At 73.2% G+C, this 19,162-nt stretch carries 18 protein-coding genes; 13 read left to right on the top strand and 5 right to left on the bottom strand.

Annotated features, from left to right (window positions below; translation table 11 throughout):
• Nucleotides 1-126 precede the first annotated feature (126 nt).
• The 3 genes from ACZ45Q_RS19050 to ACZ45Q_RS19040 all read left to right on the top strand — a co-directional run bounded on the left by ACZ45Q_RS19050 (nucleotide 127) and on the right by ACZ45Q_RS19040 (nucleotide 3,494).
• The gene (locus ACZ45Q_RS19050; RefSeq protein WP_468262351.1) at nucleotides 127-1,245 is read left to right on the top strand and encodes a PP2C family protein-serine/threonine phosphatase; all 1,119 of its coding nucleotides are present in this window, start codon (nucleotides 127-129) and stop codon (nucleotides 1,243-1,245) included.
• 187 nt (nucleotides 1,246-1,432) lie between these two features.
• Entirely contained in the window at nucleotides 1,433-2,773 is a 1,341-nt protein-coding gene (locus tag ACZ45Q_RS19045) for a transcriptional regulator (RefSeq protein WP_468262348.1), read from the top strand.
• A gap of 169 nt (nucleotides 2,774-2,942) precedes the next feature.
• Nucleotides 2,943-3,494 (top strand): NUDIX hydrolase, encoded by a 552-nt coding sequence (locus ACZ45Q_RS19040; RefSeq protein WP_468262345.1) that lies wholly within the window; start codon nucleotides 2,943-2,945, stop codon nucleotides 3,492-3,494.
• Here ACZ45Q_RS19040 and ACZ45Q_RS19035 read toward each other — a convergent pair.
• Together ACZ45Q_RS19035 and ACZ45Q_RS19030 are read right to left on the bottom strand one after the other, a co-directional pair.
• Nucleotides 3,491-3,748, bottom strand: a complete 258-nt coding sequence (locus tag ACZ45Q_RS19035; protein ID WP_468262343.1) for a hypothetical protein — start codon at nucleotides 3,746-3,748, stop codon at nucleotides 3,491-3,493. The two genes, ACZ45Q_RS19040 and ACZ45Q_RS19035, sit on opposite strands and share 4 nt — an antisense overlap.
• A gap of 183 nt (nucleotides 3,749-3,931) precedes the next feature.
• Nucleotides 3,932-4,804, bottom strand: a complete 873-nt coding sequence (locus tag ACZ45Q_RS19030) for a 3-hydroxybutyryl-CoA dehydrogenase (protein ID WP_468262340.1) — start codon at nucleotides 4,802-4,804, stop codon at nucleotides 3,932-3,934.
• A 173-nt stretch (nucleotides 4,805-4,977) separates the two neighbouring features.
• On the opposite strand from ACZ45Q_RS19030, the gene ACZ45Q_RS19025 reads away from it, so the two are divergent.
• Nucleotides 4,978-6,276 (top strand): glycoside hydrolase family 10-like protein, encoded by a 1,299-nt coding sequence (locus tag ACZ45Q_RS19025; protein WP_468262337.1) that lies wholly within the window; start codon nucleotides 4,978-4,980, stop codon nucleotides 6,274-6,276.
• Between the two features lie 18 nt (nucleotides 6,277-6,294).
• On the opposite strand, the gene ACZ45Q_RS19020 is transcribed toward ACZ45Q_RS19025, so the two are convergent.
• Both ACZ45Q_RS19020 and ACZ45Q_RS19015 read right to left on the bottom strand, forming a co-directional pair.
• Nucleotides 6,295-6,492 carry a DUF1918 domain-containing protein gene (locus tag ACZ45Q_RS19020; protein ID WP_468262334.1) on the bottom strand — a complete coding sequence of 66 codons (198 nt, stop codon included), beginning with the start codon at nucleotides 6,490-6,492 and terminating at the stop codon, nucleotides 6,295-6,297.
• A 94-nt stretch (nucleotides 6,493-6,586) separates the two neighbouring features.
• A complete protein-coding gene (locus tag ACZ45Q_RS19015; protein ID WP_468262331.1) occupies nucleotides 6,587-7,501 on the bottom strand; it encodes a DMT family transporter in 915 nt (304 codons plus the stop codon).
• On the opposite strand from ACZ45Q_RS19015, the gene ACZ45Q_RS19010 reads away from it, so the two are divergent.
• The 3 genes from ACZ45Q_RS19010 to ACZ45Q_RS19000 all read left to right on the top strand — a co-directional run bounded on the left by ACZ45Q_RS19010 (nucleotide 7,500) and on the right by ACZ45Q_RS19000 (nucleotide 10,260).
• Nucleotides 7,500-8,966, top strand: a complete 1,467-nt coding sequence (locus ACZ45Q_RS19010; RefSeq protein ID WP_468262328.1) for an aminotransferase-like domain-containing protein — start codon at nucleotides 7,500-7,502, stop codon at nucleotides 8,964-8,966. The genes ACZ45Q_RS19015 and ACZ45Q_RS19010 overlap by 2 nt on opposite strands.
• 67 nt (nucleotides 8,967-9,033) lie before the next feature.
• On the top strand, nucleotides 9,034-9,576 hold the full coding sequence (locus tag ACZ45Q_RS19005) for a GNAT family N-acetyltransferase (RefSeq protein ID WP_468262325.1): 543 nt from the start codon (nucleotides 9,034-9,036) through the stop codon (nucleotides 9,574-9,576).
• Nucleotides 9,577-9,666: 90 nt separating this feature from the next.
• Nucleotides 9,667-10,260, top strand: a complete 594-nt coding sequence (locus tag ACZ45Q_RS19000; protein WP_468262322.1) for a histidine phosphatase family protein — start codon at nucleotides 9,667-9,669, stop codon at nucleotides 10,258-10,260.
• Here ACZ45Q_RS19000 and ACZ45Q_RS18995 read toward each other — a convergent pair.
• Entirely contained in the window at nucleotides 10,242-10,688 is a 447-nt protein-coding gene (locus ACZ45Q_RS18995; RefSeq protein WP_468262319.1) for a DUF6314 family protein, read from the bottom strand. The genes ACZ45Q_RS19000 and ACZ45Q_RS18995 overlap by 19 nt on opposite strands.
• Nucleotides 10,689-10,870: 182 nt before the next feature.
• Here ACZ45Q_RS18995 and ACZ45Q_RS18990 point away from each other — a divergent pair, with 182 nt between their 5' ends.
• The 6 genes from ACZ45Q_RS18990 (at nucleotide 10,871) to ACZ45Q_RS18965 (ending at nucleotide 19,157) form a co-directional block, all read left to right on the top strand.
• Nucleotides 10,871-13,345 (top strand): alpha-L-arabinofuranosidase C-terminal domain-containing protein, encoded by a 2,475-nt coding sequence (locus ACZ45Q_RS18990; protein ID WP_468262317.1) that lies wholly within the window; start codon nucleotides 10,871-10,873, stop codon nucleotides 13,343-13,345.
• Nucleotides 13,346-13,488: 143 nt separating this feature from the next.
• Complete coding sequence (locus ACZ45Q_RS18985; RefSeq protein ID WP_468262314.1) at nucleotides 13,489-14,754, top strand: wax ester/triacylglycerol synthase domain-containing protein; 1,266 nt, start codon at nucleotides 13,489-13,491, stop codon at nucleotides 14,752-14,754.
• 104 nt (nucleotides 14,755-14,858) lie between these two features.
• On the top strand, nucleotides 14,859-15,899 hold the full coding sequence (gene argC, locus ACZ45Q_RS18980; protein WP_468262311.1) for an N-acetyl-gamma-glutamyl-phosphate reductase: 1,041 nt from the start codon (nucleotides 14,859-14,861) through the stop codon (nucleotides 15,897-15,899).
• Nucleotides 15,896-17,047: a bifunctional glutamate N-acetyltransferase/amino-acid acetyltransferase ArgJ gene (gene argJ, locus ACZ45Q_RS18975; RefSeq protein WP_468262309.1), complete on the top strand. Its 1,152-nt coding sequence runs from the start codon at nucleotides 15,896-15,898 to the stop codon at nucleotides 17,045-17,047. The genes argC and argJ overlap by 4 nt, the downstream gene beginning before the upstream one ends.
• Entirely contained in the window at nucleotides 17,044-17,952 is a 909-nt protein-coding gene (argB, locus tag ACZ45Q_RS18970) for an acetylglutamate kinase (RefSeq protein ID WP_468262306.1), read from the top strand. The genes argJ and argB overlap by 4 nt, the downstream gene beginning before the upstream one ends.
• Nucleotides 17,949-19,157, top strand: coding sequence for an acetylornithine transaminase (locus ACZ45Q_RS18965; RefSeq protein ID WP_468262303.1), 1,209 nt, complete (start codon nucleotides 17,949-17,951; stop codon nucleotides 19,155-19,157). Before argB ends, ACZ45Q_RS18965 begins: the two co-directional genes overlap by 4 nt.
• The last annotated feature ends 5 nt before the right edge of the window (nucleotides 19,158-19,162 follow it).

Here is a 19,162-nt window from a genome sequence, read left to right as displayed (position 1 = left end):
GGCACGTCACTCGTCCGGGTGAGCTTCGTCGGTGATCTGGCCCTCTCGGGCCGGCCCATGGACAGAATCGGACCGGCCCCACGGGGCCGGTCCGATTCTGTCTGGGCCTGACTGGGGGGCCACGGCATGATTCACCTCAGGGCCAGGGCTCCGGGTCGGGTGCTCGCGTTCGGGCTGCCCACCGTCTGGGGCGCCACGGCCGTCACGTACAACCTGGCCTGCCCGCTCGCCCAGCAGGACGGGCTCGGGGCGAGAATCGTCACCAGCGCGGTGTTCTTCGCCGTCGGCACGGGGTTGGTGCTCCACGTCCGGTGCACTCTGCTGCGCGAACTGCGGCAGGCACGCCGGGTCGCGGGCGCCGCCCAGGGGGTGCTGCTGCGCCCGCTGCCGCCGCGCGTCGGCGGTCTGGACGTCGCCGTGGCACAGCTCTCCGCCGACCCCGGTGCGCGGATCGGCGGTGATCTCTACGACGTCGTCGGCACCGAGCACGGCGTGCGGGTGATCATGGGGGATGTGCGCGGGCACGGGCTCGGTGCCGCCGGCCCGGCCGCCGCCGTCCTCGGCAGCTTCCGCGAGGCCGTGCACGACGAGCCGCACCTCGGCGGTGTGCTGCGCCGGCTGGAACGCGCCCACGCCCGGTACCTGCGCGAGACGGCGGCCGGTACCGCGGCCGAGGAGTTCGTGACCGTCCTGCTGCTGGAGATCCGCCCGGACAGGGTGGTGCGGGCGCTGAACTGCGGCCATCCGTGGCCGTATCTGCTGCACGGCACCCGGGTCGAACCCGTGGCCCGTGCCGACCCCTTGCCGCCGCTCGGTCTCCTCCCGCTCCCCGTCGACCTGGCCGACGTCCCCTGCGGGAGCCTGGGGCCCGGCGAGGCCCTCCTTCTCCACACCGACGGCGCGGAGGACGCCCGCGACGCGCGTGGCCGGTTCTTTCCCCTGCCGGACGTACTCGCCGACGCCGTGCGTGCGGAGCCCGGCTCGCCCGCTGCCGTCCTGCACCGCACGTTCACCGCCCTGCTGCACCACACGCGCGGTGCGCCGGGCGACGACGTCGCCCTGCTGGTGCTGGCCGACGACGGTGCCGGCAGCGGCGCCGACCACCGCGCGAGGAACCACGGCGCACCCGTGGGCGACGGGCCGCCGTTGGCCGACGGCGCGCGGCCCCAGGCCCTGTCCGGGGGCGCCGGCCGCCGTCCGTCCGGCCACGGAGTGTCGGGCAGGCAGCCGGACGGACGGCTCTGAGAACGGGCCACCGCACTGTACGAGGGGGAGCCGGCGGCCCGGCCGGCCTCTTGCGAGGCATTTCAGTCAACCGGTTCGGAACTCTCCGCAACAGCGCGCGCACGCTGCGGATTCGCGCACTCCGTTCACACCCCGTGTGAAGACGCCCGCACTACGCTCTACGGCACCGAGCCATCGGGGAGCACCCATGCAGCCCAACACTCTGCTCGACGCGATCCTGGACGAGGCCGGGATCTCGCACGCGGGCCTGGCCGCCCACGTCAACCAGGCGGGACGGGCACGCGGGCTCGCGCTCAGATACGAACACACCGCCGTCGCACGGTGGTTGAAGGGCCAGCGGCCCCGCGGCCAGGTGCCCGACCTGATCTGCGAGGTGCTCGCCGCCCGGCTGCACCGGCCCGTCACCCTCGACGACATCGGCCTCGGCGTGCCCGGCGAACCCTCCGCGGCGCACACCGGCTCGCTGTCCGGGTTCGTCGAGCGCGCCACCGCGCTGTGGCGCTCCGACCAGCAGCAGCGCCCGCACATCCTGGGCGCCCCCGCGCTCACCGGCACACCCGCCGTGATGCCCGTGTGGGAGTGGGAGAACCCGCCCGAGGACGTGGACGTCTCCCGCGGCGGCCGGCACCGGGTCACCCCCGCCGACCTGGAGACCCTGCGCGCCGCCCGCTCCCACTACGAGCAGATGTACCGCAAGGCCGGCGGCATCGCGACCCGCGCCCGCATCGTCGGCTTCCTGAACGCCGAGGCCGCGCCGCTGCTGCGGGGCAGCTACACCGACGCCACCGGCCGCCAACTGCACCGGGCCACCGGCGGGCTGGTGGCGATCGCCGGCATCTGCGCCTACGACTCCGACGCCCACGGCCTCGCCCAGCGCTACTTCCACCAGGCACTGCGCCTGGCCAAGGCCAGCGGGGACCGGGGGCTCGGCGCCTATGTCATCGCGCTGCTGGTCAACCAGGCGCTGTTCATGCGGGAGTACCGGCAGGCGGTCGCCTTCGCCGAGGCCGCGCTGCGTGCGGCGGGCCGCCACATCACCCCGGCGCTCGCCTCGGACCTGTACGCGATGCAGGCCAAGGCGTACGCCCACCTCGGCGACGGCACCGGCGCGCTGTCCTGCATCCGGCGGGCCGAGCAGGCCGCCGAACGCATCCGGCGCGGATACGAGCCCGACGAGACCGGCTATGTCCAACCGGGCCTGGTCAACGTACAGGTGGCGGAGGCGCTGCTCAGCCTCGGCGAGCTGGCCGCGGCGGCGGAGCACGCGGCGGCGGCCGTCGGCAACCCGGCGCACGACCGCGGGCGGGTGCACCGGCTGGCCATGCTCAGCACGATCGAGCTGCGCCAGGGCAACGCCGACAAGGCGGTGGCCACCGCGGTGCAGATGGCCGAGCAGGCCCGGGGGATGGAGTCCCAGCGGCTGCGCGACCGGCTCCGTGCGGTGCGCGAGCACCTGGTGCGCAGCGGCTGCGCCGGCACGGCCGAGGCGGCCGAACTCATCGACGGGGCCCTGCGCGTGCCGCTGTAGGACCCCACCGGGTCCCCGACCAGCGGACACTGCGCCCGAGAGCGCGGACACCGCGCCCGACAGTGCGGTCACTGCGCCCGACGCTGCGCCCCGAGCGGCCGCCGTGCGCCTGCTGCCGACCCGCTCGGGCTGCGATATTGCCATCTACTCGTCGGAAGGTGGCAGAACCGTGCAGTGGACGAAACAGAACGAGCAAACTGTGTACTCGAACCGCTGGTTCAGCGTCAATCTGGCGGACGTCGAGCTACCGGACGGCCGGCATCTGGACCACTTCCTGATACGGCTGCGGCCCGTCGCCGTGGCCACGGTGGTGAACGAGGCCAACGAGGTCCTCCTGCTCTGGCGCCACCGCTTCATCACCGACAGCTGGGGCTGGGAACTCGCGGCCGGCGTCGTCGAGGACGGCGAGGACATCGCGGTCGCGGCGGCCCGGGAGCTGGAGGAGGAGACCGGCTGGCGGCCGGGACCCCTGCGCCACCTCATGAGCGTGGAGCCGTCCAACGGGCTCACCGACGCCCGGCACCACGTCTACTGGGCCGACGCGGGGGAGTACGTCGGACACCCCGTGGACGACTTCGAGTCGGACCGCCGGGAATGGGTCCCGCTCAAGGTCGTCCCCGACCTGGTCGCCCGGGGGGAGGTCCCGGCCGCCAACATGGCGGCCGCGTTACTCCTGCTGCACCATCTCAGGCTCGGACAGGACGCCCCGCCCGGCGGCTAGTGCCCCAGGGCCTGCCAGACCGCCACGACCAGCGCGCCCATTGCTGTGAGGACCGCCACCGAGGGCAGCGGCCAGCGGGCGTGTTCCAGGGCGGTCAGCCGAGTGTTCAGGTCGTCCAGCTCCTTGGCGGTCTCCTCGGTGCGATGGGAGAGCAGGGCGAGCCCGCCCTCGACGCGGGCGTAGGCCACGTCCAGCCGGCGTCGTAACTCTGCGAGTTCTCCCTGATGGACGGACTGCTCGGGATCGGCGGTCACGAAACCGCTCCTTTCCGTAGTCGTCTCGCATCCCTTGCATGCGCATGATGAGTCAACTCGCCTGGTGGGCGCATGGGGAGAGTGTGCGAAGGGCATATGCGGGCCCGCCGCGCACACGGTGTGTGAATGACACGGGCCCGGCACCTGCCAGGTGCCGGGCCCGTGGAGCGTCGCGGAGCGTAATCAGCCGTAGGTGTAGAAGCCCGAGCCGCTCTTGCGGCCCAGGCGGCCGGCGTCGACCATGCGCTGGAGCAGCGGGGGAGCGGCGTACAGCGGCTCCTTGTACTCCTCGTACATCGAGTACGCGACCGAGGCGACCGTGTCCAGGCCGATCAGGTCGGCCAGCTTCAGCGGGCCCATCGGGTGGGCGCAGCCCATCTCCATGCCGTTGTCGATGTCCTCGCGGCTGGCGATGCCCGACTCGAACATCCGGATCGCGGAGAGCAGGTAGGGGATCAGCAGCGCGTTGACGACGAACCCGGAGCGGTCCTGGGCGCGGATGGCGTGCTTGCCGAGCACCTTCTCCGTGAACAGCTGCGCGCGGCTGAGCGTGCCCTCGGAGGTGGTGAGCGCCGGGATCAGCTCGACGAGCTGCTGTACCGGGGCCGGGTTGAAGAAGTGGATGCCGAGCACCTGGTCCGGGCGGGAGGTGGCGACCGCCAGCTTCACCAGCGGGATGGAGGAGGTGTTCGACGCCAGGATCGCGTCCGGCCGGGTCACGATCTGGTCGAGCACCTGGAAGATCTCGGTCTTGACCTGCTCGTTCTCCACGACGGCCTCGATGACCAGATCACGGTCGGCGAACTCGCCGAGGTCGGTGGTGAAGCCGAGGCGGGCCTGCGTGGCGTCCCGCTCCTCCTCGCTGATCTTGCCGCGTTCGGCGGCCTTGGCGAGGGAGTTGAACAGCCGGGTCCGGCCGATCTCCAGGGCCTCGCCGGTGGTCTCGGCGACCATGACCTCCAGGCCGGCGCGGGCGCACACCTCGGCGATGCCCGCCCCCATCTGCCCGCACCCGACCACTCCGACGCGTGCGATATCTCCCGAGATGCCGGTCACATCGTCCCTTTCGCTGTCCTACGGCTGTGGCAGGCCCGCCGGGGTCGCCGGCGTCTGCTCCGATCGTGCACGTTACCCCCGCAGTGCCGGTGATCGGGCCTCCGGGTCGGGCATGCTGAGGCGCGGAAACGATCCGTGACCGAGCGGATCCGCAGCGTAGGGAGGTCACGTACATGGGCCGAGTCTCACGTCGGGCGTTCGCGGTGGCCGCGCTGTCGGCGCTCACCCTGGCACCCAGGGCGTCGGCGGCACCCGGGCACGGCAGCGGGGCGGGGCCGGAGATCCGGGGCGACGCCGGGCCGGAGGTGCGCGGCGCGGCGGCGCCCGGGAGGGGCGGGGCCGCGGCGGGCGAGATGCGCGGCATGTGGCTGGCGACCGTCGCCAACCGGGACTGGCCGTCCCGGCCGGGCCTGACCGCGGACGTCCAGCGCCGCGATCTGATCGCCCACCTCGACCTGGCGGTGCGCTACCGCCTCAACACCGTGTTCTTCCAGGTGCGGCCCACGGCCGACGCGCTGTGGCCCTCGCCGCACGAGCCCTGGTCGGAGTACCTGACCGGCATCCAGGGCCGCCACCCCGGCTGGGACCCGCTGGGCACGGCGGTGCGGGAGGCGCACGCCCGAGGCCTTGAGCTGCACGCCTGGTTCAATCCCTACCGGGTCGCCGTGCACGATGACCCGTCCCGGCTCGCGGCCTCGCACCCCGCCCGGCGGAACCCGGGCTGGGCCGTGCCCTACGGCGGGAAGCTGTACTACAACCCGGGGCTGCCCGAGGTGCGCGCCTTCGTGCAGGAGGCGATGCTCGACGCGGTGCGCCGCTACCCGGTCGACGGCGTCCACTTCGACGACTACTTCTACCCGTACCCGGTGGCCGGCCGGGCCTTCGACGACGACGCGGCGTACCGCACCCACGGCACCGGCTCCGGCAGCCGGGCCGCATGGCGGCGGAACAACGTCGACCTGCTGGTGCGCGAGACGGCGGAGCGCGTCAAGGAGATCCGGCCGAGCGCGCAGTTCGGCATCAGCCCCTTCGGCGTGTGGCGCAACGCCGCCACCGACAGCCGCGGCTCGGCCACGCGGGCGGGCGTGCAGTCCTACGACGACCTGCACGCGGACACCCGTAAGTGGGTCAGGGAGGGCTGGATCGACTACATCGTCCCGCAGCTGTACTGGCACATCGGCCAGGACGCCGCCGACTACGCGGAGCTGCTGCGGTGGTGGGCCGAGGTGGCCAGGGGCAGCCGCACCAAGCTGTACATCGGCGAGGCGCTCTACAAGGCCGGGGACCCGGCGCAGGACGACGCGTGGAAGGAGACCGACGAGCTGTCCCGGCACCTGGCGCTGGCCGCCCGCCATCCCGAGGTGCGCGGGCACGTCTTCTTCGGCGCGCGGGACGTGGCCACCGACCGGGCCGGGGCGATGGCGCGGGTCGCCGCCGACCACTACGCCCAGCCGGCCGACGCCCCGCGCTGATCGCTCGTGACCCGTGCTCTAGGGCCGGGTCTCCTCGTGGTGCCGGATCTCGGAGTCGGGGCCGGGTGAGCACACGGCCTCGTGCCCGTCCTCGAAGCGGACGCGGTACGGGGGGTTGCCCTCCTGGCCCATGACTTCGACGATCTCGGCGACCTTGTCGTGTTGCCCGACGACCCTGCCGTGCTGGACAAGCTGGTCGCCCACGGTTGCACGCATCTGCGGGGCCTCCTCACCATGTGCGGGAGCAGCGGTCCGTGGCCTCGAGTCTACGGCGCGGAGGGCCGGGTGAGGACCTGCGCGCACGTGCCGCTCAGCCTCGCGCCCGCTGGGTCACCGCGATGCACACCAGCACCGCCGCGGCCGTCACAGGGGCGGCCACCGTCAGGTGCTCGCCCAGGAGCAGCACCGACCACACCAGTGTGAGCAGCGGCTGGGCCAGCTGCAACTGGCTGGCCTTGGGGATGCCGATGGCCGCCATGCCCCGGTACCAGACGACCAGCCCGAGGAACTGCGACCCCGCCGCCACCCACAGCACCCCGGTCACGCTGTGCGCGGTCAGCCGCAGGGGCTCGAAGGCCAGCGCGACGGCCGCGGCCGGCACGGCGAGCGGCAGGCACAGCACCAGCGCCCAGCCGATCACCTGCCAACCCGGCATCACCCGGGCCAGCCGGCCGCCCTCGGTGTACCCGGCAGCGCACACCAGCAGCGCCGCGAACAGGTAGGCGTCGGCCGCGGTCAGGGCGCCGCCGCTCTGCTGCACGGTGAAGGCGACCACCGCAGCCGCTCCCGCCAGGGCCGCGAGCCAGAAGGTGCGTGAGGGCCGGGTCCCGATGCGCAGCGCGGACAGCAGCGCCGTGGTCAGCGGGAGGAGGCCGACCACGACGGCCGCGTGCGCCGTGGTCGACGTCTGGAGCGCCAGCGTGGTCAGCAGCGGGAAGCCGAGCACCACTCCGGCGGCGACCACCGCGAGGCCCGCCCAGTGCCGCCGGTCCGGCAGCGCGGCCCCCACCGCCAGCAGACAGGCCCCGGCGATCAGCGCCGCGAGGACACTGCGCACGGCGACCAGGGACCAGGGGCCGAAGCCCTCCAGGCCCCACGCGGTGGCGGGGAAGGTGAGGGAGAAGGCGGTGACACCCAGCGCGGCCTGGAGGGTGCCGACGGGGCGGCTGCCGGGGGCGCCGACCGCTATCCCGCTGGCTGCGGTAGCGCTACTCTGTGCTCTCATGCAACAGCGTAGCAGTGCCGGTGATCTGGTGGGCGAGCTGCGGAAGGAGCTTGACCGCTACTCACCCGGCGAAAAGCTCCCCTCCAGCCGGGCGCTCGTCGAACGGTTCCGGGTGAGCCCGGTGACCGTCTCGCGGGCGCTGGCCCACCTCGCCGCCGAGGGACTGGTCGTGACCCGCCCCGGCGCCGGGGCGTTCCGCGCCGGGCCCCGGCCCGCCGCCGCTCCCGCCGGGGACACCTCCTGGCAGGAGGTCGCCCTCAGCGCGGACGCCGCCGCCGAGCTGGTGCCGCGCTCGGTGGACGCCTCCGGCGTCCTGGTGTCGCTGGCCGCCCCGCCGCCGGGCGTGATCGAGTTCAACGGCGGCTACCTCCACCCGTCCCTCCAGCCCGAGCGGGCGATGGCGGCGGCCCTGGCCCGGGCGGGGCGCCGGCCCGGCGCGTGGGGCCGGCCGCCGATGGAGGGGCTGCCGGAGCTGCGGGAGTGGTTCGCGCGGAGCATCGGCGGCCCGGGCGGGACCGTCTCGGCGGCCGACGTGCTGGTCACCGCGGGCGGCCAGTCGGCGCTGACCACCGCCCTGCGCGCGCTGGCCCCGCCCGGCTCGCCCGTGCTGGTCGAGTCGCCGACCTACCCCGGCATGCTGGCCATCGCCCGCGCGGCCGGGCTGCGCCCGGTGCCGGTTCCCGTGGACGCCGACGGCGTGCGCCCCGCGCTGCTGGCCGACGCCTTCCGGGCGACCGGGGCGCGCGTCTTCGTCTGCCAGCCCCTGTTCCAGAACCCGACCGGCGCCGTGCTCGCCCCCGGACGGCGTGGCGAGGTGCTGCGCATCGCCCGCGAGACCGGCGCCTTCGTCGTCGAGGACGACTTCGTCCGGCGGCTCGTCCACGAGGACGCCGGTCCGCTGCCGCCCCCGCTGGCCGCCGACGACCCCGACGGCGTCGTCGTGCACGTCTGCTCGCTGACCAAGGCCACCTCACCCAGCTTCCGGGTCAGTGCGCTGGCCGCGCGCGGGCCGGTGCTGGAGCGGCTGCGGGCCATCCAGGTCGTGGACACGTTCTTCGTGCCCCGGCCGTTGCAGGAGGCGGCCCTGGAACTGGTGGGCTCGCCGGCCTGGCCGCGCCATCTGCGGACGATCTCCGCCGAGCTGAAGGCCCGACGGGACGCGATGACGGCCGCCCTGCACCGGGAACTGCCCGGGCTCGCCCTCCCGCACGTCCCGCGCGGCGGCTACCACCTGTGGCTGCGGCTGCCCGACGGCACCGCCGAGTCCACCCTGACCTCGGCCGCCCTGCGCGCGGGCGTCGCGATCACGCCCGGCCGCCCGTACTTCAGCGCGGAGCCCCCGGCCGGGTACACGCGCCTGAGCTTCGCGGCGGTGGCGGGCGCGGGGGAGATCTCGGAGGGGGTGCGGCGGCTGCGGGCGGCCTGTGACGGGCTGTCCGCCCCGAGCGCCGCGACGGACCGCTGACCCGCCTGCCGCCCGGCGGGGCCGAAACCGCTCGACGCGGGCGCCCCCGGCCTGCGAATCTCGCCGCATGACCGATGTTCCGCCCCTCGCCGAGGGCTACGAGATCTCCACCGACACCGCTCGCGTCGACACCGGACGCGTGCACCGCTGGCTGTCCACCGACGCGTACTGGGCGCTCGGGCGGCCCCGCGGGCAGCAGGACGCGGCGATCGCCGGCTCGCTCAACTTCGGGGTGTACGAGTCCGCGTCCGGACAGCAGGTGGCGTACGCCCGGGTGATCACCGACCGGGCCACCTTCGCCTGGCTGTGCGACGTGTACGTCGACCGGCCGGTGCGGGGCAAGGGCATCGGCACGGCGCTGGTCGCGGCCGTGCGCGAGCATCTGCGGCCGTACGGCGTCAAGCGCGTCCTGCTCGCCACGCACGACGCGCACGGCGTCTACGAGAAGCTCGGGTTCGCCCCGCTGGAGAAGCCGGACCAGTGGATGGCGCTGTACTTCCCGAACCCGGACCCGAACCCGAACCCGGACCCGAACCCGAATCCGAACCCGGACCCGGACCCGGGCCCCGGCTCGGGCGCAGGCCCGGTTTCCGCTGGTTCGCCCGCCTGATCCTGACCCCGAAGTAAGGTTCCGTCCACCCTCGGTGACCCCTGTGTCGTCCCCCTTGACCTGCGCACTTCCGCGGCTCACCATCGCCGCATGCCGCTTCGGGTCACGTTCGTCGCAGCCGCGCGCAGCTCACCGCTGCTCGCGGAGCGCTTCGAGGACGACCGGCCGCTGGACCAGGCCGGCTGGGACGAGGTGCAGCGTGTCGCCCGGGACCTGGTACCGCTGGCGGCGGCGGAGCTGCGCTACTGCTCGCCGACGCCGCGCAGCCGTGCCACCGGCGACGGCCTCGGCTACGCCCCGCTGGTGCAGCCGGCCCTGCGGGACTGCGACATGGGCCGCTGGCGCGGGCTGACGCTCGGCGAGGCAATGGCCCGCGAGCCGGAGGCGGTGGACGCCTGGCTCGCCGACCCCCGCGGCACCCCGCACGGCGGTGAGTCCCTGGTGGCGTTCATCACCCGCGTCGGCGGCTGGCTGGACACCCGGCCCGTGGAGGACGGCTGCGGGGTCGTCGCGGTGGCCGAGCCCTCCGTCATCCGCGCGGCCCTGGTGTACGTCCTGAAGGCGCCGCCCTCGACGTACTGGAACCTGGACGTGCGTCCCTTGTCGACGACGACCGTGACCGGCGGGGCGGGCCGCTGGAACCTCCGCTTCGAGGGGGCGCAGGGTCAGCCCGCGCGGGCGTAGTCGGTGGTCAGCAGCAGGTCCTTGGCCGGGCCGCCCACCCGCCACACCGTCCGCCAGTGGTCGGCGTCCCGGACGGTGAACTCGCCCCGGTAGAGGTCGGCGGCGCACGGATGGTCCGCCACGTGCCGTCCGGCCGTCAGATCGAGGTCGTGGAAGGGCCGGCCGTCCGCGAAGCGCACGTCGGCCGTGCCGGGCGTGCTCCCGGGCAGGAAGCGCAGCGTGCGCTCGGCGGGCCTGGCCTCGCCCCGCCAGACGAACGTGCCGCGCTCCCGGTGCAGCAGCCCCTCGCCCTCGTCCGGCGGGGCGAAGAGCGTCGTCCCCTCGAAGCGGCCCTCGTCGCCGCCGGCGAGGTCGCGCACCGACCGCCGTACCCGCCAGGTGCCGGCGAGGTACGCCAGTACGTCCGGCACCGGCCAGAACTCGCCCATCGACACTCCCTCTCCGGCACACGCGCCATCACCCGTTGCCGCGCGACCCATTGACGCCCTGTCGCACCCTCCCTATGTTGCCGTTCGAAGTGCTGACCAACGTTCGAAATGTCGGACGGCAAGTCAGTCGAGCAGGACCCGACAGGAACCCGACAGGACCCTTTCAGAGCCGCGGAGTATCCATGCCACGCACCCGCTGGAGACTAGGTCTCGGCGCCACCGCCCTCCTGACGGCATCGGCCCTGCTGCCGATGCCCGCCCACGCCGAAGCGGTCACCGACTACGCCATCACCGTCGACCCCGACGCCGCCGGCCCCGCGATCGACGACACGATGTACGGCGTCTTCTACGAGGACATCAACCGGGCGGCCGACGGCGGCCTGTACGCCGAACTCGTCCAGAACCGGTCCTTCGAGTACTCGACGGCCGACAACGGCTCCTACACGCCCCTGACCTCCTGGACCGCCGACGGCACCGCCGAGGTCCAAAACGACGCCGGACGGCTCAACGAGCGCAACCGCAACTACCTCGCCCTGGGCGCCGGTTCGTCCGTCACCAACGCCGGGTACAACACCGGCATCCGCGTCGAGAAGGGCAAGAAGTACGACTTCTCGGTGTGGGCCCGCGCCGAGGCGCCCACCACCCTCACCGTCACCCTGAAGGACGCCGCGGGCACCCTGGCCCGCGCCCGCCAGGTGGCCGCACGGGGCGACTGGCGCAAGTACACCGCCACCTTCACCGCGACCCGCACCAGCAACCGCGGCCGGCTGTCGGTCGCCACCACCTCCGCCGCCGCCCTCGACATGGTCTCCCTCTTCCCCCGGGACACCTACAAGGGACAGCCGAACGGTCTGCGCAAGGACCTCGCCGAGAAGATCGAGGCGCTCGACCCCGGCTTCCTGCGCTTCCCCGGCGGCTGCCTGGTCAACACCGGCTCCATGGAGGACTACAGCGAGGCCTCCGGCTGGCAGCGCAAGCGCTCCTACCAGTGGAAGGACACCGTCGGACCCGTCGAGGAGCGCGCCACCAACGCCAACTTCTGGGGCTACAACCAGAGCTACGGCCTCGGCTACTACGAGTACTTCCGCTTCGCCGAGGACATCGGCGCCATGCCGCTGCCGGTCGTGCCCGCCCTGGTCACCGGCTGCGGCCAGAACCGGGCCACCGACGACGAGGAACTGCTCGAGCGGCACATCCAGGACACGCTCGACCTCATCGAGTTCGCCAACGGCCCGGCGACCTCCGAATGGGGCAGGGTGCGCGCCGAGATGGGCCACCGCAAGCCCTTCGGCCTCACCCACATCGGCGTCGGCAACGAGGAGAACCTCCCGCGGGAGTTCTTCGACCGCTTCCAGAAGTTCCGGGCCGCCATCGAGGCGGAGTACCCGGACATCACCGTCGTCTCCAACTCCGGCCCGGACGACTCCGGCACCGTCTTCGACACCGCCTGGCAGCTCAACCGCGAGGGCGGCGTCGACATGGTCGACGAGCACTACTACAACAGCCCGCAGTGGTTCCTCCAGAACAACGACCGCTACGACTCCTACGACCGCCAGGGCCCCGCGGTCTTCCTCGGCGAGTACGCCTCCCAGGGCAACGCCTGGAAGAACGGCCTGGCGGAGGCCGCGTTCATGACCGGTCTGGAACGCAACGCGGACATCGTGAAACTCGCCTCCTACGCGCCGCTGCTGGCCAACGAGGACTACGTCCAGTGGTCGCCGGACATGATCTGGTTCAACAACCACGCCTCCTGGGGCTCGGCCAACTACGAGGTCCAGAAGCTGTTCATGAACAACGTCGGCGACCGTGTCGTGCCCTCCACGCAGACCACCAGCCCGGACGTCAGCGGCCCCATCACCGGCGCCGTCGGCCTGTCGACGTGGGCGACCAGCGCGGCCTACGACGACGTGACGGTCACCGCGGCGGACGGCACGGAACTGCTGAGCGAGGATTTCTCCGGTGACGCCTCGCGGTGGACGCACACCGGTGGCGGCAACTGGACCGTGCAGGACGGCGCCTATCTCCAGACCGACGAGACGGCGGAGAACACGCTGGTCACGGCCGGCGATCCGGCCTGGAAGAACTACGACCTGAGGGTGCAGGCCACCAAGAAGTCCGGCAGGGAGGGCTTCCTGATCGCCTTCGGCGTCAAGGACACCGGCAACTACTACTGGTGGAACCTGGGCGGCTGGAACAACACCCAGTCCGCGGTCGAACAGGCCGTGGACGGCGGCAAGTCGACCCTCCTGTCCAAGGCCGGGTCGATCGAGACCGGCCGGACCTACGACATCCACGTCAAGGTCAGGGACCGGCAGGTCACCCTCTACCTCGACGGCCAGGAGTGGGGCAGCTTCACCGACGACAAGCCGGCCGAGCCGTTCCGCCAGGTCGTCACCGAGGACGAGCGGACCGGTGAGCTGATCCTCAAGGTGGTCAACGCCCAGGACAAGGCCGCCCGCACGGCCGTCGACCTCGGCGGCGCGAAGGTCGCCCCCAAGGCCCGCGTCACCACGCTGGCCGCCGACCCGGACGCGGTCAACACCGAGACGGACACCCCGGTCAGCCCGGTGACGTCCACCTTCTCGGGGGTGGCCGACGAGTTCACGTACACGTTCCCGGCGAACTCGGTCACGTTCCTGCGGATCAAGCGGAGCTAGCCCGCGCCGGGCCGGCGGGCACGGACGTGCCGCCGGCGGGAGGCAGGGTGCACGGCGGGCCCGGACGGATCCGTCCGGGCCCGCCCCCTCGTGCGCCCGGCGTTCGGATCGCCGCCAGGCACGTCCGGTCGTAGGGTCGGTGTGTGGAGGGAACGCACCGGCTGAGCGCCGACGACGCGCTCCTGCTGAGGACGGAGTCGGCCGCGATCGCCGGTCACACGCTGAAGATGGCCGTCCTCGGGCCCGGCGACGGCCCGCTGGACGTCGCCCGGCTGCGCGCGAGCGTCGACTCCAGGCTCGCGGCGGGCTCACCCGGCCGGGAGCGCGTCGACCTCTCCGGCCCGCGCTGGGTACCCGACGACGCGTTCGACGTCGCCGCCCACGTCAACCGCCGCGCGGGCACCGCGGGGCTCGACGAGCGCTCCGCCTGGGCGGTGGCGGGCGCGCTGATGGCCGAGCGCCTCGACCACGGCCGCCCGCTGTGGGCACTGGACGTCGTCGGACCGCTCGCCGACGGCCGCGAGCTGATCGTCTCCCGCATCCACCACGCGATGGCCGACGGGATCAGCTGCCTGCGCTTCCTCGACGAGGTGCTGTGGGAGCCGTCGGACCCGGTGCCCTCCCGGCCGCCCCGCGCCGCCGCCACCGGGGCGCGCGGTCACGAACTGCGGCGGCTCCCGGGGACGCTGCTGCGCGAACTCGGTCACCGGGCGGGCCGCTCGGTGCTCGACGCGAGGATCGGCGCCGCACGCGAGCTGGCCTTCGCCGCCGCGCCGCTCGCCGAACTGAAGGGGATCGGGGTGTCCCGGCCCCGTCGCGCCACGGTCAACGACGTCCTGCTCGCCGCCGTCTGCGGCGGCCTGCGCCGCTGGCTGACGGAGACCGGCGAGCGCCTCGGCCGGCTGCGCGCCCAGGTGCCGGTCAGCCTGCACCACCGCGACGAGGACCCCTCCCGGCTCGGCAACCGCGACTCCTTCCTCAACGTCGGGCTGCCGCTCACCGAGCCCGATCCGCTGGCCCGCCTGGACCGGATCAGCGCCGAGACCGCCGCCGGCAAGACGGCCGGCGACGCCCAGGAGCTGTACGACCTCTTCCACGCCCTCGGCCGCTGCCCGCCGCTCGGGCACACCGTCCGGCGCCTCACCGCCGGACCGCACGAATTCAGCCTGGCGATCTCCAACGTGCCCGGGCCGCGCTCGGCGCTCACCGTGATCGGCCGGCCGGTCGAGCGGCTCCACTCCGCCGCGGAACCGGCCCAGCACCACGCCCTGCGCGTCTCGGCGATCTCCTACGCCGGCACGGTCGGCGTCGGGGTGTGCACCGACCCGGACGCCCTGCCGGGCGTCGCCGACCTCGCCGACGCGATCGACGCCTCGATCACCGAGCTGCGACGGGCGTCGCTCGGCTGAGCCCCCGGCCTCCGGCGGAGCCGCACACCCGCCGGCTACCTGGGCAGCGATTGCATAAAACTGCGGCGATACGTATAGTCATGCCATCGAGGAGGAGGGTTTCCATGGCGGTACGTGCGGCGGTGGCCGGAGCGAGCGGATACGCGGGCGGAGAGCTGCTGCGTCTGCTCCTCGCGCACCCCGAGGTCGAGATCGGCGCCCTGACCGGCAACTCCAACGCCGGCCAGCGGCTCGGCGCGCTCCAGCCGCATCTGCTGCCGCTGGCCGACCGCGTCCTGGAGGAGACCACGCCGGAGGTCCTCGCCGGGCGCGGCCGGCGGCACGACGTGGTGTTCCTCGCGCTGCCGCACGGCCAGTCCGCCGCCGTCGCCGAGCAGCTCGGACCGGACGTCCTCGTCATCGACATGGGCGCCGACTTCCGGCTGAAGGACGCCGGCGACTGGGAGCGCTTCTACGGCTCACCGCACGCCGGCACCTGGCCCTACGGCCTTCCCGAACTGCCGGGTGCCCGCGCCGCGCTGGAGGGGTCCAAGCGCATCGCGGTACCCGGCTGCTACCCCACCGCCGTGTCCCTGGCGCTCTTCCCGGCCTACTCGGCAGGCCTCGCCGAGCCCGAGGCCGTGATCGTCGCCGCCTCCGGCACCTCCGGCGCGGGCAAGGCGCCCAAGCCGCACCTGCTGGGCAGCGAGGTCATGGGCTCCATGTCGCCGTACGGCGTCGGCGGCGTCCACCGGCACACCCCCGAGATGATCCAGAACCTCGGCGCCGCCGCCGGCGAGCCGGTCTCCGTCTCCTTCACGCCGACCCTCGCGCCGATGCCCCGCGGCATCCTCGCCACGTGCAGCGCCAAGGCCCGGGACGGCGTCACCGCCGAGACCCTGCGCGCCGCCTACGACAAGGCCTACGCCGACGAGCCCTTCGTCCACCTGCTCCCCGAGGGCCAGTGGCCCGCCACGGCGTCCGTGTACGGCTCCAACGCCGTGCAGGTGCAGGTCGCCCACGACGCCGGCGCCGGCCGCGTCGTCGCCATCAGCGCCATCGACAACCTGACCAAGGGCACCGCGGGCGGTGCCGTCCAGAGCATGAACATCGCCCTCGGTCTCGACGAGACCACCGGACTGACGACGATCGGAGTTGCGCCGTGAGTGTGACGGCAGCCAAGGGATTCACGGCGGCGGGCATCGCCGCCGGGATCAAGGAGAACGGCAACCCGGACCTGGCCCTCGTGGTCAACGACGGGCCGCGCCGCGCCGCCGCCGGCGTCTTCACCGCCAACCGCGTCAAGGCCGCGCCCGTGCTCTGGTCCGAGCAGGTGCTCAAGGGCGGCCGGCTGTCCGCCGTCGTCCTCAACTCCGGCGGCGCCAACGCCTGCACCGGCCCGAAGGGCTTCCAGGACACCCACGCCACCGCCGAGAAGGCCGCCGCACTGCTCGGCGTGGGCGCCGGCGAGGTCGCCGTGTGCTCGACGGGGCTCATCGGCGTACCGCTCCCCATGGACAAGCTGCTCCCCGGCGTCGAGACCGCCGCCGCCCAGCTGTCGGAGCACGGCGGCGAGAAGGCCGCCATCGCCATCAAGACCACCGACACCGTCCACAAGACGTCCGTCGTCACCGGGGGAGGCTGGACCGTCGGCGGCATGGCCAAGGGCGCCGGCATGCTCGCCCCCGGCCTCGCCACCATGCTGGTCGTCCTCACCACCGACGCCGACCTCCCCTCCGACGTCCTCGACAAGGCCCTGCGCGCCGCCACCAAGGTCACCTTCGACCGCGTCGACTCCGACGGCTGCATGTCCACCAACGACACCGTGCTGCTCCTGGCCTCCGGAGCCTCCGCCGTCACCCCGGAGTACGCCGACTTCGCCGAGGCCGTCCGCGCCGTCTGCGACGACCTCGGGCAGCAGCTCATCCGGGACGCCGAGGGCGCCAGCAAGGACATCAAGATCGAGGTCGTGAACGCCGCGACCGAGGGCGACGCCGTCGAGGTGGGCCGCAGCATCGCCCGCAACAACCTCCTCAAGTGCGCGATCCACGGCGAGGACCCCAACTGGGGCCGCGTCCTGTCCGCCATCGGCACCACCTCCGCCGCCTTCGAACCCGACCGCCTGAACGTCGCCATCAACGGCGTCTGGGTCTGCAAGAACGGCGGCGTCGGCGAGGACCGGGAGAAGGTCGACATGCGCTACCGCGAGGTGCACATCGTCGCCGACCTCGCCGCCGGCTCCGAAACCGCCACCATCTGGACCAACGACCTCACCGCCGACTACGTCCACGAGAACAGCGCCTACAGCTCATGAGCACGACGAGGAAGCACACCGCGCTCCCCAAGGCCCAGATCCTCATCGAGGCGCTGCCCTGGCTGACCCGGCACCACGGCAAGACCGTCGTCATCAAGTTCGGCGGCAACGCCATGGTGGACGAGGACCTCAAGGCCGCCTTCGCCCAGGACGTCGTGTTCCTGCGGCACGCCGGCCTCAAGCCCGTCGTCGTGCACGGCGGCGGCCCGCAGATCAGCGCCGCCCTCGACAAGCACGGCATCGTCAGCGAGTTCAAGGCGGGCCTGCGCGTCACCACCGAGGACGCCATGGACGTCGTACGGATGGTGCTGGCCGGGCAGGTGCAGCGCGAACTCGTCGGGCTGCTCAACCGGCACGGTCCGCTCGCCGTCGGCCTCACCGGCGAGGACGCCCACACCATGACCGCCACCAAGCACCGGCCCCGGGTGGACGGCGAGCTGGTCGACATCGGGCGGGTGGGCGAGATCACCGGGATCGACACCGGCGCGATCGAGGCGCTGCTCGCCGACGGCCGCATCCCGGTGATCTCCTCGGTCGCCCGCTCCGAGGACGACCACCACGTCTACAACGTCAACGCCGACACGGCCGCGGCGGCACTGGCGGCGGCGCTCGGCGCCGAGACCCTCATGGTCCTCACCGACGTCGAGGGCCTCTACGAGGACTGGCCGGACAGCGACGAGGTGATCAGCCGGCTCACCGCCTCCCAGCTGGAGAAACTGCTGCCCGAGCTGTCCAGCGGCATGGTGCCGAAGATGGAGGGCTGCCTGCACGCCGTGCGCAACGGCGTCACCACCGCCCGGGTCATCGACGGCCGGGTCCAGCACTCGATCCTGCTGGAGATCTTCACCGACGAGGGCATCGGCACCATGGTCGTGCCCGACGAACACCAGGGGGAGCTCGCATGACGGGCAATCAGGAACTGACGGCGCGGTGGCAGGGCGCGCTGATGAACAACTACGGCACCCCCCGGCTGCCCCTGGTGCGCGGCGCGGGGGAGCGGCTGTGGGACGCCGACGGCACGGAGTACCTCGACTTCGTCGGCGGCATCGCGGTCAACGCCCTCGGCCACGCCCACCCCGCGGTCGTGGAGGCCGTCGGCCGGCAGATCGCGTCGCTGGGCCATGTCTCCAACCTGTTCGTCGCCGAGCCGCCGGTCGCCCTCGCCGAACGGCTGCTCCAGCTCTTCGGCCGCGACGGCAAGGTGTTCTTCTGCAACTCCGGGGCCGAGGCCAACGAGGCCGCCCTCAAGATCGGCCGGCTGACCGGCCGCACCCACATGGTCGCCACCGAGGGCGGCTTCCACGGCCGCACCATGGGCGCCCTCGCCCTCACCGGCCAGCCCGCCAAGCAGCAGCCGTTCCTGCCGCTGCCCGGCGACGTCACCCACGTGCCCTACGGCGACGCCCAGGCGCTGGCCGCCGCGGTCACCGAGGACACCGCCCTGGTGATCATCGAGCCGATCCAGGGCGAGAACGGCGTCGTGGTGCCGCCGGCGGGTTATCTGAAGGCGGCCCGCGCGATCACCGCGGCCACGGGGGCGCTGCTCGTGCTGGACGAGGTGCAGACCGGTGTCGGCCGCACCGGGCACTGGTTCGCCTACCAGGCCCACGAGGGCGTCCTGCCGGACGTCGTCACGCTGGCGAAGGGCATCGGCGGGGGACTGCCGCTCGGCGCGACGATCGCCTTCGGGCGGGCCGCCGAGCTGCTCCGGCCGGGCCAGCACGGCACGACCTTCGGCGGCAACCCGGTCGCCTGCGCCGCCGGGCTCGCCGTGCTCGACACCATCGGCGACGAGGGGCTGCTGGACAACGTCAAGCGGCAGGGCGAGAAGCTCCGTGGCGGCATCGAGGCGCTCGGGCACCCGTTGATCGGCCATGTCCGGGGCGCGGGACTGCTCCTGGGTATCGTGCTCACCGGGCCGCTCGCGCCGCAGGTGCAGCAGGCGGCTCAGGACGCCGGAATCCTGGTGAACGCGCCCGCGCCCGATGTCGTACGGCTGATGCCGCCGCTGACCCTCGGCGACGACGCGGTGGACGCCTTCCTCGGGGCGCTGCCCGGCATCCTTGACAAGGCCCAGCGGGCCGACGGGGACGGACGATCCGGAGAATGAGACGA

The organism is Streptomyces sp. NPDC031049 (assembly GCF_055571015.1).
The sequence above is the reverse complement of the archived record's forward strand: the minus strand, read 5'-3'. Positions and strand labels throughout refer to the sequence as shown.

Bases quoted from the DNA above. Each gene is read 5' to 3' on its own strand.
- ACZ45Q_RS19050 (WP_468262351.1), top strand. From the start codon at position 127: ATGATTCACCTCAGGGCCAGGGCTCCGGGTCGGGTGCTCGCGTTCGGG.
- ACZ45Q_RS18965 (WP_468262303.1), top strand. From the start codon at position 17,949: ATGACGGGCAATCAGGAACTGACGGCGCGGTGGCAGGGCGCGCTGATG.
- ACZ45Q_RS18995 (WP_468262319.1), bottom strand. From the start codon at position 10,688: ATGGGCGAGTTCTGGCCGGTGCCGGACGTACTGGCGTACCTCGCCGGC.
- argC (WP_468262311.1), top strand. From the start codon at position 14,859: ATGGCGGTACGTGCGGCGGTGGCCGGAGCGAGCGGATACGCGGGCGGA.
- ACZ45Q_RS18990 (WP_468262317.1), top strand. From the start codon at position 10,871: ATGCCACGCACCCGCTGGAGACTAGGTCTCGGCGCCACCGCCCTCCTG.
- ACZ45Q_RS19020 (WP_468262334.1), bottom strand. From the start codon at position 6,492: ATGCGTGCAACCGTGGGCGACCAGCTTGTCCAGCACGGCAGGGTCGTC.
- ACZ45Q_RS19000 (WP_468262322.1), top strand. From the start codon at position 9,667: ATGCCGCTTCGGGTCACGTTCGTCGCAGCCGCGCGCAGCTCACCGCTG.
- ACZ45Q_RS19005 (WP_468262325.1), top strand. From the start codon at position 9,034: ATGACCGATGTTCCGCCCCTCGCCGAGGGCTACGAGATCTCCACCGAC.
- ACZ45Q_RS19015 (WP_468262331.1), bottom strand. From the start codon at position 7,501: ATGAGAGCACAGAGTAGCGCTACCGCAGCCAGCGGGATAGCGGTCGGC.
- argB (WP_468262306.1), top strand. From the start codon at position 17,044: ATGAGCACGACGAGGAAGCACACCGCGCTCCCCAAGGCCCAGATCCTC.
- ACZ45Q_RS19025 (WP_468262337.1), top strand. From the start codon at position 4,978: ATGGGCCGAGTCTCACGTCGGGCGTTCGCGGTGGCCGCGCTGTCGGCG.
- ACZ45Q_RS19010 (WP_468262328.1), top strand. From the start codon at position 7,500: ATGCAACAGCGTAGCAGTGCCGGTGATCTGGTGGGCGAGCTGCGGAAG.
- ACZ45Q_RS19045 (WP_468262348.1), top strand. From the start codon at position 1,433: ATGCAGCCCAACACTCTGCTCGACGCGATCCTGGACGAGGCCGGGATC.